A 12,097-nucleotide genomic window follows, 5' to 3' on the forward strand; every position below is an offset into this window, starting at 1 on the left:
ATGCGGCGAAATTACGCAGCGATTAACGTTTGTGCCGTGCTTTCAACCAGCGCCAGCAGGATTTTGATGTCCTCAAGCGTGACGGTCGGATTCAGCAGAGTCATCTTCAGGCAGGTGACGCCATTTGATTCGGTCACGCCGACGTTGGCCCGGCCAGAATCCAGCAGCGCATCACCAATTTTCTGGTTCAACAGCGCAATCGCCGCATCCGTGGCGAACGCAGACTGCTGCGGACGATAACGGAACAGCACGCTTGCCAACTGCGGCTTCATCACCAGCTCCAGCGCCGGCTGCTCAGCAACGTAGCTGGCAACCTGTTGCGCCAGGGTCACGCCGTGATCGATGATTTCAGCGTATTGCTTCTGACCTAATGCTTCCAGACCCATCCACAGTTTCAACGCATCGAAACGGCGGGTGGTTTGCAGCGATTTGGATACCAGATTTGGCACGCCCTGCGCTTCATCAAACTCGGAGTTCAGGTAAGCCGCCTGATAGCGCATCAGCTCATAGTGGCGGGCTTCTTTCAGCAGGAACGCGCCGCAGCTGATGGTCTGGAAGAACTGCTTGTGGAAGTCCAGGGTAATGGAATCCACCAGCTCAATGCCGTCCAGATAATCGCGATACTTCTCAGACAGCAGCAGCGCGCCGCCCCAGGCCGCATCAACGTGCACCCAGATTTGCTGTTCCGCCGCCAGTGTTGCGATCGCGCGCAGCGGATCGATAGCACCGGCATCGGTGGTGCCTGCGGTGGCCACAATCGCCAGCACCTGCTCACCGTTGGCTTTCGCCGCCGCCAGCTTCCCGGTTAAATCGGCCAAATCCATACGGGCGAATTCGTCGGTTTTAACCAGCGTCACGGACTGATAACCCAGACCCAGCAGCGCCATGTTCTTTTGCACTGAGAAGTGCGCATGTTCAGAACAGAACACTTTGATCTTCTTCAGGTTGCCCACCAGGCCATCCTGCTGAATGGAGTGCCCCTGACGGGCAAAGAAGGCATCACGCGCCAGCATCAGGCCCATCAGATTGCTCTGGGTGCCGCCGCTGGTGAATACGCCCGCATCGCCCGCCTGATAGCCCACCTGGGTACGCAGCCATTCAATCAGCTTCATCTCAATGATGGTGGCTGACGGGCTCTGATCCCAGGAGTCCATGCTCTGATTGGTGGCGTTGATCAAGACTTCCGCCGCCTGGCTAACCACCAGGCTTGGGCAGTGCAGGTGCGCCACACACTGTGGGTGATGCACCGACAGGCTGTCTTTTAAGAAGAACTCAATCGCACGCTCAATAGCGGCCTGGTTACCCAGGCCCTGAGGATTAAAATCCAGCGTAATGCGTTCGCGAAGCTCAGCAACAGTTTTCCCCTGATACATCTCAGATTGTTGCAGCCATTGCACTACCGCCTGGCTGCTCTGCTCGATCGCCTGCTTATATGCTTCTGTGCTCTGCGCAGAAGCCGCCAGAATAGGGTTTAATCCGGACATCAACTTCACTCCACTCAGACGGGTTTTACGCCAGCAGCTAACAGGGCGTTTTCAAATTTATCCAGGAACACGGTCAGCTCTTCCTGCGAAATCAGCAGGGAAGGCAGCAGACGCAGCACGCAACCGTTACGGCCGCCGCGCTCCAGGATCAGACCCGCCTGGAAGCATTTCTTCTGCAGCAGTGCAGAAAGTTCCGGATCGGCAGGGTAGCAACCCATATGATCCTGCGCTTCACCTGGCTTCACGATCTCAATACCGATCATCAGGCCCAGACCGCGAATGTTACCGATCACCGGGAAACGTTTCTGCATCTCAGCCAGCTGGCCTTTCAGCCATTCGCCCTGTGCAGCGACTTTTTCAGCGATGTTATTTTCGGTCAGATGCTTCAGCGTGGTCAGGCCGGTGGCCATCGCCAGCTGGTTGCCACGGAAGGTGCCGGTGTGGTGACCCGGTTCCCAGGCATCAAATTCTTTCTTAATACCGAGCACCGCCAGCGGCAGACCGCCACCCACAGCTTTAGACATCACAATGATGTCTGGCTCAATGCCGGCGTGTTCGAAGGCGAACAGCTTGCCGGTACGGCAGAAGCCAGCCTGAACTTCATCGATGATCAGCAGGATGCCGTGCTCTTTGGTGACTTTACGGATGCGCTGCAACCACTCAGCCGGCGCCGGGTTAACGCCGCCTTCGCCCTGAACGGCTTCGAGGATCACCGCCGCAGGTTTGCGAACGCCGCTTTCCACGTCGTTGATCAGGTTTTCGAAGTAGTAGGTCAACGCTTTCACGCCAGCTTCACCGCCAATACCCAGCGGGCAGCGATAGAGATGCGGATAAGGCATAAACTGCACTTCAGGCATCATGCCGTTGACGGCTTCTTTCGGCGACAGGTTACCTGTTACCGCCAGCGCGCCATGGGTCATGCCGTGATAGCCGCCGGAGAAGCTAATCACGCCAGTACGACCGGTATGTTTTTTCGCCAGTTTCAACGCCGCTTCGACGGCATCCGCGCCAGAAGGGCCGGTGAACTGCAGGCAGTACTCTTTACCCTGACCAGGCAGCAAAGAGAGAAGATAAGCGGAGAACTCATCTTTTAATGGCGTGGTCAGATCCAGTGTATGTAACGGCAAGCCGCTGGTAATGACACTTTGTATGCTTTGCAGGACGTCAGGGTGGTTGTGGCCAAGAGCCAGGGTTCCCGCGCCAGCCAGGCAGTCAAGATAGTGATTATTCTCAACGTCGGTAATCCACACACCCTGTGCTTTTGCGATAGCAAACGGCAACTTGCGCGGATAACTCCTGACATTTGATTCAAATTCAGCTTGTCTCGCCAAATAGGTTTCATTGTTTGCATGTGAAGACTTTGCATTTAAAGTATCAATACGGACTTTATCCGTCATCATATCTCTCCTACAACCGGGGGCATCGTTGGCACCCTGATTGAAACTGGTTAAAAAAGTAGCAACTCTGTATAAAAGCGCGCCCAATATAGGGCTTTTCCCCCCTGAGCTCAATGATTAATTTTGTTAAGATTTGTTTACTATTTTTCTTTATGAATCATACCGTTGTAGTGACCTTTTGCCGTGTGTGGTTATCACGCAGATGTGATCTATTTGTTAAACCGCACAAAAGGGAGATTAAGACCGGCTAAGAAGAGGGTTGTTTAAGCAGAAAACGGCCAAAAGATACGCAAACGCTTACCTTATGTAACCTTTGTTTAAAATTCATTTATTCACTAACGCCTGATAACGGGTGCTGCGTCCGCCGCCGGGCAGTTTTTCCAGGCAGCCTTTTTCCAGCAGATCTGTTAAATGGCGGGTTGCAGTGGCCTTACTGACTTTGGCCACTTTTTGATATTGGCTGGCGCTGATCCCCGCTGCAAACCCCTGATCGCCGCCATCCAACAGGCGGTTCAGCACTTTGATTTGTTCCTTACTCAGCGCATCAGACTGATGGCGCTGCCAGAAGCGGGCTTTAATCTGCGTACGCTCAACGCTGTTAATGGCTTCGCGGATGCTTTCCTGCAACGTCTCCAGAAACCAACCCAGCCAGTCGGTGATATCCAGGCCGCCTTTTTGCGTCTGTTCAAGGATATGGTAATAGCTTGCGCGGCGCGCCAGGATTGCCGGTGACATGGCATACAGTCGGATGGTCTGGTTGTCCGCCTGCGACAGTGCCAGGTCGGTTAATGCGCGGGTGATTCGGCCGTTGCCATCATCAAAGGGATGCAGGGTGATAAACCACAAATGACTGATGGCCGCACGCAACAGGGGATCGAGCAGCACATCCTTTTCGCTGGCAGTAAACCAGTCAATAAAATGGGCAAGCTGCGCGTCCAGCCCTTCGCGAGGCGGGGCGATAAAGTGGATCACCGGTTTATCGATGCGCCCGGAAACAACCTGCATCGGTTCATCACCGCGTAGTTTGCCCACGCCAAGCGAATGGATTGATAATCCATCCTGCGGGAAGATCCACTGATGCCACTGGCAAAGGCGCTCGACACTCAGCAGATGTTGCCGGTTATCGATGGCATCCAGCATCATCGCCGCCAGGCCTTCAGAGCGATCGGAAACCGGCCAGGGATGGTCTTCCGTCACGCCCAGCCGCCGGGCCAGTGACGATCGCACCGACTGCACACTGATTGACTCTTCTTCAATCGCGGAAGATGAGAGGATATTGGCCAGCAGGGTATCGAGGGTTTGTACCTCATCATCAGGCAGCAGGCCCGCGCGTCCAAGCAACAGACCGCGTTGCTGCTGAATATCGCGCAGACGTGGCAATAATGCCGCCTCATCCCAGCGAAAGTGGGGCCAGTCCGGCTGTTGCCAAATCCATTCTGAAGTCATATTTTTGCCCGCGTTAATGAAGTGATGAGCCGATTAACCTGACTATTCGGCTCACTGAATGAGCCGAATATAGCAAACAATCGGCTCACGGGCGAATGGGGTTTGTGATCCTCTCCTGAGCTTGCAGTCAGGCGGTGCATTTTTATATCCCCGCCTTATTTATTCCCTTTTATCGTTATTACGTTGGCCCTGACGACATTATTTACAGCTATCGGCTGAACTGAATTTACCCCTTAGCCATTAGCAATCAAACTCCCCCGTTGAAAACCAGCACCAGAAATTATTAGAGGGATGACGGGAGCATTCTGAATTAGGGTTTGTTAAACGATATTTCATCGCTGCTATATAGACGTTCATCCGCGAAAATGGTGATATTGCGCTGGCGTTTTATTTGCACATCAAACGACACAACAACTCATCATAAAAAACACCTGAACATGCTTTTAAGTGTGGCAGGTGGTATTGCATTTTTTCTTTGGAGGAAATGATCTTGTTTAAATTACATCCGGTTTTTATTAGCCTTGTTACTGCCTATGGATTAATGAACCCGGCCACCCAGGCCTGGTCAGCAGAGCTTAAACCCTTTACCCCTGAATTAAATGACAATCGGGTCGGCGTTTTTTGTATTTGTAATGGCACGACGCAAACCCTGAGTGGCAACCCGCAGTTTGCGCCGGGATTAAGCGGCACCGTCGATGTCACGCTGGCACAGCTGCAGAGCAGCGGCCGGATTATCACCGATGACAATGCAATCGGTGCCGATCGCCTGACGCTGGGCAGCCAGGATTACGATGTCATTGTCCATGACCCGGCGACTGATACCTACAGCGTGTTCCAGACCTATAATTCCGCCGAGATTAGCGCACTGGCACCGGTCGATCTTAATGCCGTCGTGCCGGACTATGTGAATGTCGGCGACGCGCAATATATTAATGCCCGGGTCGCTCAGGTCAGTAACGGTACAATTAACGTTAATATCGGTGAGCAGGGTGCAGGGACGACTGCCGCCACCAATGGCTGGATAATGGCGGCGAAACAGAGCCAGTTATTTACTGCCAGCGGCACGGGCACAATGAACTGGGATTCTGATAACCGCATTACCTTTAACAGTATTACCCCACCCCCAGGCGATCGTCTGGCTTATCAGATTAATGATATTGTTAACTATAGCGGGACATTTACCGTCACCACATTGGATAATAATACCACCTCTTTTAATGTCACCAACCTCAGCGAATTGCAAAGTTATAATAACTGGCTGATCGACCAGTTAAGCAGCGGAAACCTCAGTGCCAACAGCTATAACAGTGACTTCAATAAGGCACTGACCCTCAAAACCGGTAGCGTGGTGTATACCATGAGCGCTAACGATCCGGATGATGATGTGGCGCAAGCGATCGGCGACCGTGTCGTATTAAGCGCCGATGGCCCGCACGCGAAAGTCACGGTGCAGGCAGGTAAAACCCTGGAAGTGGTCAATGCCAGCAATGGCGCGGTGCGCGGTACCAACGGCGCAACGGTGGTGATTGACGGTAAGCTCGCCAGCAGCGGCAGCACGGCCAGTGACAATAATGCCATTGAACTGACCAACGGCAGCAAAGCCACCAATAACTGCGTGATCAATGGTGGCTTCTTTAATCAGGCCGATGGCAGCGGTGTGGATGCCTCCGCGCTGGGTTATAGCGGCAAAACAGTCTATCTGCTCGGCAACAGCCGGTTCGTCAATAACGGCGTCATCAACACTGCTCTCAGTGAGTATGCGCCAGCAGCGGACAGTGCGGCCATCTGGCTGGCAGGATCCAGCGCGGTGAATAACGGCAATATCAACGTTGGCGTAGCCAATTCCACCGCCAGCCAGGCGGCAGCAGGGGTGGTGCTGAGTACCGACGATGCCAGCTTTATCAATGCGGCGGGTGGCACGCTGTATATCGGCCGCACGCCGCAAAACAGCCTGACGGAGAGCACCTCTGACGTCGCCCTCAACCCGGGCGGGACGATCAGCGGCACCTCGCAGGTGTTGAATTCTTCGGTGATCAATAACGGCCATATTGTGATCGGGTCCGGGGTGCAAAACGCCGTGGCGATGAAAGTACAGAGCGGCCCGCAGGCGACGATGCTGAATAATGGCACCATCGATATTAATGGCCGGGCCCAGTTCCAGCCTGCGGAAAATATCGGCATGTTGGTGATCGACTCCGGCACGGGCGGGTTAATTGGCAACACCGGCACGATCAATCTTAACGGCGATAACAGTACCGCTATCAAAGTGATCGCCACTGACGGCAACAGCGCCAGCGCGTTTTCAAATGGCACGATTAATGTGACGGGCCGGGCGGATGACGCAAACGGCACCCGCAATACCGCCGTTTGGGTAACGGGACAGGACGGTGGCAACGCGTCGGCAACGTTGACTGGCCCGATCGCTCTGAGCGGCGAAGCGGCGATTGGCATCCGCGCCGATGGCAACGCCACGGTGAACGTCGCCCGTACGGCGGTGCCCAGTTCGGGTGGCGGCCAGTATCAAATCAATTTCCTGGCAACAGGCCCAAATGCAAACATTACGCTGCCCGTTGACGGTAACTACGCGGTGTCCAGCTGGCATTCCACCATTTTCCGCTATCAGGACGGGGCCGACTTTGATGGCGCCGGCTTAACCTTTACCCCGGACGCCTCGTTCTCCACCGGGGTGATGGGCAGTGGCACCGGCACGGATATCACGACCCACGGTGCAACGATCAATATCGGCCTGTATTCCACCGGGGTGCTGGTTGAAGGTGGCGCGCAGGGCACCATTGATGCGGCAACGACGCTGAATATGAACAGCATCAATTCAAACGCGGCAACGGTGGATGGCAATAAGCACGCTCTGAACGGGGTAATAACCAACAGCATCGCCCATCCTTACGCCAACACCTCGCTGACCAACCATGCGGCGATCAACGGCGTGTATGACGGCCAGCTGGGGTTGATTGCGCTAAACCAGGCGCAGTTGACCAACACCGGCGACATCAATCTGGGGGGTAACAGTACCACCGGGATTTCTGCCCTGTATGGCGCCAGCGTGGTCAACAGCGGTGATATCAGCGTCAGTAACAGCGGGACGGGGATTTATGCCTATGGCGATAACATCTCGGGCGATGGCATGACGCCAACCGTGGTGACCAACAGCGGTACGATCAACGTGGGCGGCACCACGGATGCCATTCTGCGGACTGTTGGCGTGGTGGCCAATGAATCGGCTGCGGTGATCAACCAGAACGGCACGCTGAATCTCTATGGCGCTAACGTGCTCGGTGGCGAAGCCGTTTATGGCGGCACGCTGAACCTCGGCAGTGGTTCAACGGTGGTGTTCCACGATCCAAATCAGACCGGCTATGAGTCCGTCGAAGGCGGCGGCAATATTGTCAGCAACGGCAGCACTTATGATGTCAGCACGGCCGGTTCAACGCTGTATCGCCTGGCGGGCGGTGCAATCTTCTATCCGCTGGCAACCAGTAACATCACTCTGAGCGGGGCAAATACCCTCGGTATCTCCGCTTCCGGCGTGGGCACCACGCTGTTTGGCAGCGATAACTATACGGTAAATGGCGAGGGCGCCACGGCGGTCAGGATCGCCAATGGGGCGCTGGGCACCCTGAGCAATGCTGTCACCCTGAATGGCACTAACAGCACCGGCGCGGTATCCGAATCCGGTGGCGCGGCGCTCTATGCATCGTCCTCTGTCACCGGTAACGGGGCGAATATCACCGCCTTCCAGGTGGGCGATGGGGCGAGAATCGAGAACCGTGGGCAGGTGGATCTGAATGGGGCCAACAATACCGCCGCGCGCTTGTACAACGGCGGTAATTTTATTAACTACGGCTCGATGCGCGTGGCGTCAGGGACCGGGGTGGATGTCACTGAGGGGTATGGTCAGTACGTGCCGTATGACAGCAATCTCAGCGTGGTTGACGGCAGAGCGGCCATGCGGGTGGGCAATAATGCCGTGCTGAACGTGATTGGCGATGGCCTGTATCACAGCACTGTCGCAGGGGGAGGAAGCGCTGACGGTATCCTGGTCGACAACGGTGCGCTGGGATTAACGGCCAGCGACATTGTTATCGGAGCCTCCGGGACGGGCAGCGTGATTAACAACCGCGCTGAAACCGACCAGATATCCCTGAACAACGTCTTTCTGGATGTGGGGGCGGGCAACGGCATTCGTTCAGCTACCTCGTTCGATTATAACGGCCGGGCTTACATTAACGTCACCGGCGGCGGCACGGGATACCGGTTTGCCAATGCCGATGGTTCCACCACCAGTAACGATCTGGTGATAGGGCCGGACTACACCATCTTTGTCTCCGGGAATGGTACCGGTGTGCGTGCCAATACCACCGGCCGGGTGATCAATGACGGCTTTATCGCGATGTATGACCTGAATGGCGGTTCAGCCATTGTCACCAGTACTGCCAGCGAGGTGATTAACCGCGGTTCGATCTTCTCCTTCAGCACCGTAGCGCCCATCATTGATTTGCGCGGCGGGAACGCGGTGTTTATCAATGAAGGACAGCTGACCGCACCTAACCCGGAAACGGTGGTAGTGGCCGGGGGGGCAGGCAGCGATCGGATGGCACTGGTTGGCGGCCAGGTGGTCGGTGATGTGAATACCGGTAGTGGCACGGATACCGTCGCCATCACCGGCGGCACCCTTAACGGCAGCGTGACGCTGGGAAGTGGCGAAAATAATCAGGCGCTGGTGAAAGGCGTGGGCCTGGCGAACGTCAGCCATATCACCAGCGGCGGTGGCGCTGGCAGCACCTTAACGCTTGTTGATATCGACGCCCGGGGGGGATCGTTCAACGGCGACGACGACCCGAGCAAAGGGGTTAACCTCGGTGCGGGATGGAGCACGCTTAACTTCAGCCATACCGACTGGACGCTAACCGATAATCTGAAGCTGGCGCACAGCACGATCAATATCGATCCCGACTCCACGCTGTATGTGGGCAATAGCGTGAATCCCGTATTGCAGGGTGGCAGCAGCGATTCACTGGTGGTAAATAACGCCGGGACGCTGGATTTGACCAATGGAAATGGCGCGCCGGTCAATCGTCTGACCATCGACGGAGAGCTGGCTTCAGCAGGCGGCAGTATCAAAATGCGAACGCTACTCAACGCGGGCGGCGCATTGAGCCTCCAGCAAAGCGATACCGTGCGTATCAATGGCACAGCATCGGGAACCACGCTGATTGATGACGCTATCACCCAGGGCAGCACCGCGCCGTTGACCGATGTGAATCACAACGGGGTGATTGAGGCCGGGGAAGGGATTTCACTGGCACAGGTATCCCGTGATGCCAGCAGTCACAGTTTTGCCCTGAAAGGCGGTTATCTGGCGGCCGGTCCGTGGCAATACAGCCTGTATAGCTTTGCTCCCGGGAGCAGCGATGCCAGCCAGCGTCAGGTGAATGGCACGGGCGATCAATATTGGGATTACCGCCTGGCCAATACCTTTGTCAGTGAGGAGGGGTCGCTGTTCCAACCGCAGGCGGGCACCCGCCAAACGGCCGCACGTCCTGCGGTTGTTCCGCAGTTGCCATCGTACCTGTCGGCACCGGTAGGCCTGGCTTATTACGCCATGGCCACTGTTGACGATCTGCATAAACGCCTTGGCGAGCTGCGCCATGAAGAAAACAGTGCCAGCGGGACGGGAGGTGAGATGTTTATCCGCTATAACGGTGCCAATCTGACCTACAAAACCAATCTGGATCTCAGTCACTATGGCTATGACTTCGACCTTGATTACAGTTCGGTGCAGATCGGTGGCAACTTACTGAAGCTGGATGGCGAGAAGGACAGCTTACGTGCGGGCATTGCTTATACGCGCGGGAATACCCGTATCCGTCCTCATGCGGCGGATGGATACAGCTCCACGACGTTCGACAGTGACAGCGTCGCGCTGTACGGCACATGGCAGCATAATAAGGGCTTCTATCTGGATGGTGCGCTGTCAATGGACTGGCACCGCGGGGATACCGATATCGCGCGGCAGAAAGACGTGGCGAAAGTGAAGGGGAAGGGCTGGACGGCCTCACTGGAAAGCGGCTATCCGCTGGCGCTGGGAAGCGGGGTGCGACTGGAGCCGCAGGCGCAGGTGCTGTATCTGCACCTGAATATGGATAACCTGACCGATGAGGATGGAGCCACCGTCGATTACGGCAACTACGATCAAACCATTGGCCGGGTTGGTGCAAGGCTTGACCGTACCTGGCAGGATGAGGCTGAACGTCAGTACACGCCGTATCTTCGCACTCACCTTTCCCGTGGCTGGGGCGGCACGGCAAAAGCCACGGTTGGCGCGCAAAATACGGATATTAGCCAGAATTTTTACAGTGGCAAATTTGGGCAGATGTGGGACATCGGCGTGGGGGGCACCACCACCTTCAAGAATAATGTCTCGCTGTATGCCGAAACCAACTACCAGAAAGAGATCGACGGTAACGGTGCTAAAGGCTGGAACTACAATGCAGGCGTACGCTGGACGTTTTGATCTGACGGGAAAGAATAAAACGCGTTAACAGAGGATGAAAAAGAAGGGGGTGTTTTTTGCAGCCCCCATTAAAATTCAAATCCCGCATTGTTTACGTATTCAACTGGTTAGACCTTTTAGGCTGGTCAATTTCCGGCATTAATTTTCACGTTTGAAAAGTATTAAAATTTAACGGCAGTAAGCGTGTTATACTCGATCTATTACCACTTTCTCTCATTTGGTTTTAACGAAGACCCCTTCGTTTGTTACCTCATTATTTCCATGAGGATTATTTTATAATAATCAAGAAAGGAAATTCAATGATCGCTTATTTTATTCTTGCACACCGTTACCCTCACCAGTTTAAACGTCTGTTTAAATCGATCTATCATGCGGATAATCATTACCTGATCCATATTGATAAAGGTGCAGAGGCTGAAACGGTTGATGACATCACCCTGTTCCTGAAAGACTATGATAATGCGTCGATATTAGAAAGCAAAGATGCGATCTGGGGCGGCTATAGTCTGGTGGATGCAGCATTACGCGGCATTAAAAAACTGGTCAATATGGACGTTAAATGGGAATATTTTATCAACCTCAGCGGGCAGGACTTCCCGTTGAAAAGTCAGGGACAGATACTGAGCTTCCTGAATCTGCATAAAGGCGTTGAATTTATTAAGGTTGCCGATCAGGCCAAAATCCGCCCGGAAACCCTGCACCGCATTAAAGACTATGTGCAGGAAGTGGGGGATAAATTAGAAATCGATCCGCTAGCCAACCGGATGTTTTTAAAAGGTGTAACGCCCTATATTGGTAATCAATGGATGATCCTCAGCCGGGCGTTCTGTGAGTTCATTACCTACAGTCCTGAACTGAAAAAGTTTGAAGATTTCTACCGGAATACGCTGATCGCAGATGAAGGTTTTTTTCAGACGGTATTGATGAATACCACCTTTAAATCAGTGATTGTCTCCGACGATAAACGTGAAATTGACTGGGTCGCCAGTGACGATATTAAGCTGCGTCCACGTGATTTTGTGCGAAAAGATTCAGTGGTTTTGCTTAACAGTAAAAACTTATTCGCCAGAAAGTTCGATGAACAGGTCGACAGCGCCATTCTGGGAATACTTGAAGACAGCTTGACCAGCCTGCCGGTAAAAGAACTCAGCGCCGTCACGGCTAAATTCCATCTGGTCAATTAGCTAAACGTGTAACCTAAATTGGCTTTACGTCATCTGGTGTTTCTTTATTCATCA

General features: G+C 54.2%; 5 protein-coding genes. 2 read left to right on the top strand and 3 right to left on the bottom strand.

All coding sequences use genetic code 11. The features are described 5' to 3' along the window. Positions 1 to 11 precede the first annotated feature (11 nt). From AC1UKS_RS11025 to AC1UKS_RS11035, 3 genes are all read right to left on the bottom strand, one after another. Positions 12 to 1,484, bottom strand: a complete 1,473-nt coding sequence (locus AC1UKS_RS11025; RefSeq protein WP_482433526.1) for a pyridoxal phosphate-dependent decarboxylase family protein — start codon at positions 1,482 to 1,484, stop codon at positions 12 to 14. 14 nt (positions 1,485 to 1,498) lie between these two features. Then, the gene (locus AC1UKS_RS11030) at positions 1,499 to 2,884 is read right to left on the bottom strand and encodes a diaminobutyrate--2-oxoglutarate transaminase (protein ID WP_482433527.1); all 1,386 of its coding nucleotides are present in this window, start codon (positions 2,882 to 2,884) and stop codon (positions 1,499 to 1,501) included. 321 nt (positions 2,885 to 3,205) lie between these two features. Continuing rightward, entirely contained in the window at positions 3,206 to 4,327 is a 1,122-nt protein-coding gene (locus AC1UKS_RS11035; RefSeq protein WP_482433529.1) for a DUF4172 domain-containing protein, read from the bottom strand. A gap of 484 nt (positions 4,328 to 4,811) precedes the next feature. Here AC1UKS_RS11035 and AC1UKS_RS11040 point away from each other — a divergent pair, with 484 nt between their 5' ends. Together AC1UKS_RS11040 and AC1UKS_RS11045 are read left to right on the top strand one after the other, a co-directional pair. After that, the gene (locus tag AC1UKS_RS11040) at positions 4,812 to 10,859 is read left to right on the top strand and encodes an autotransporter outer membrane beta-barrel domain-containing protein (RefSeq protein ID WP_482433531.1); all 6,048 of its coding nucleotides are present in this window, start codon (positions 4,812 to 4,814) and stop codon (positions 10,857 to 10,859) included. 299 nt (positions 10,860 to 11,158) lie between these two features. Then, a complete protein-coding gene (locus AC1UKS_RS11045) occupies positions 11,159 to 12,043 on the top strand; it encodes a beta-1,6-N-acetylglucosaminyltransferase (protein ID WP_482433533.1) in 885 nt (294 codons plus the stop codon). Positions 12,044 to 12,097: the final 54 nt, after the last annotated feature.

The organism is Erwinia sp. AK-PDG3-5 (assembly GCF_056821705.1).

Bases quoted from the DNA above. Each gene is read 5' to 3' on its own strand.
- AC1UKS_RS11035 (WP_482433529.1), bottom strand. From the start codon at position 4,327: ATGACTTCAGAATGGATTTGGCAACAGCCGGACTGGCCCCACTTTCGC.
- AC1UKS_RS11030 (WP_482433527.1), bottom strand. From the start codon at position 2,884: ATGATGACGGATAAAGTCCGTATTGATACTTTAAATGCAAAGTCTTCA.
- AC1UKS_RS11045 (WP_482433533.1), top strand. From the start codon at position 11,159: ATGATCGCTTATTTTATTCTTGCACACCGTTACCCTCACCAGTTTAAA.
- AC1UKS_RS11040 (WP_482433531.1), top strand. From the start codon at position 4,812: ATGATCTTGTTTAAATTACATCCGGTTTTTATTAGCCTTGTTACTGCC.
- AC1UKS_RS11025 (WP_482433526.1), bottom strand. From the start codon at position 1,484: ATGTCCGGATTAAACCCTATTCTGGCGGCTTCTGCGCAGAGCACAGAA.